1 protein-coding gene is annotated in these 1,373 nt (G+C 59.3%); it reads right to left on the bottom strand.

Annotated features, from left to right (window positions below; all coding sequences use genetic code 11):
- Positions 1–449: hypothetical protein (locus ACN675_RS29150; protein WP_420754114.1), on the bottom strand; the 449-nt coding region annotated here is incomplete at its 3' end.
- Positions 450–1,373 lie beyond the last annotated feature (924 nt).

Below are 1,373 nucleotides of genomic sequence, written 5' to 3' on the forward strand. Positions count from 1 at the left end.
GTGACGGCAAACGATATTGTCGGCAATGCACCTGGGACCGGACGCATGTCCCACAGTTTGGACACTCGTTTGTTCCAGACCCCGACGGTCCAGTCAAGAGGCGACGTTGCCTCACGTGCCGCAAGTTGAACACGCCCCCCACGCATTGCATTCATGGTCATGAGTTCACGGAGGAAACCACCGAGTACACCGCGAAGGGGCAGCGCAATTGCGTGCTGTGCCGTCTCAATGCCGATCACGTCCCAAAGCACGGGCATGAGTATGTGATCGACGCGAGCGACCCGACGAAAGGACGCCGTTGTCTTGTGTGTCTCGAGGTGAAACGTGTAACGGCGCAGTTCTGCCCGGCTGGACATGAGTTCACGCCGGAGAACACGAGACTGAAGAATGGATGGCGAAACTGCCAAGCGTGCGAGCGCAATAGAGGACATCAAGAGTTGTTCGGCCACGATTTCATGGCGGATCCAAACAGCGGAAGGCGATTGCGTTGCCTTGCATGTGTCCAAGCCCGTACGGGCAAGTCGTAGACGGCTCCAGGCATGTTTCTGGCGGGGCTGCCGGACCATGAATCGTCTGGCCCGGCTGTTGCAGCTTAAGGCAGGTCGTGGGGTGACAGTGCCCAGCGTCGAACAGGAAGCCCCCCCGCGCCGTAGTGCGAGCCCGCGAGGACTGCCGCGGTGATCCCGTGTCGGCCCGCCGGACCACGGCGACGAACAGACCCGGTCTTCGGAAAGCAACGGGGTGTACCGCGAAAGGTGTAACAGTATTCGGGCAGGGTTTGGCCCTGTGCGACCGGTGGACCTATCGGATTCTCATCTCACCAAAAAGCTGCATGATGCATGCATCGTGCAGTGAATGATGCTGTAGCCCAGGGCAGTTCGGTTTCGTTTCCTTGGGTGTCGTGTATGGTGTTCAGCATGCTAGCGGTCAGGTATCGGTTCAGGGCAGCTGCAGCGCCTGCACGCGGGTCGTCAGCTACTTCTGTCATGAATAGCCGCCGACCGTGTCCGTGAGGTGAATGCGGCCTCTGGGAAGTAATGGAGAGGGATCCGCTGGTGACACATCTTTCTCGACATACACACGCACGCATAGACCAGGACCCCATCGGTGACATATTTTGCTGACTCTCATTCACTTCTTCCCGCTGTTCCCGAGGTTGCTGGCATCGGCACTCAACGTGGCCCACTGGATGGGCTGCTTCGGACTCTTGCCGAGGAGTCTTCGGATACGAGTGCACTGGGTTCCGCTTTCGAATATGTGGCTGATCTTGCTCTTCGGTCGAGTCCTGAGTTCGGGGCACGGATCAAGCAGATCTGGCGGTGGGAGGAATGGCCCGGTGCGCGGGGCCGGGATCTGGGTATCGATCGCGTGGT

It is taken from the genome of Rhodococcus sp. O3 (assembly GCF_048897285.1).
Classification (GTDB): Bacteria; Actinomycetota; Actinomycetes; order Mycobacteriales; family Mycobacteriaceae; genus Rhodococcus.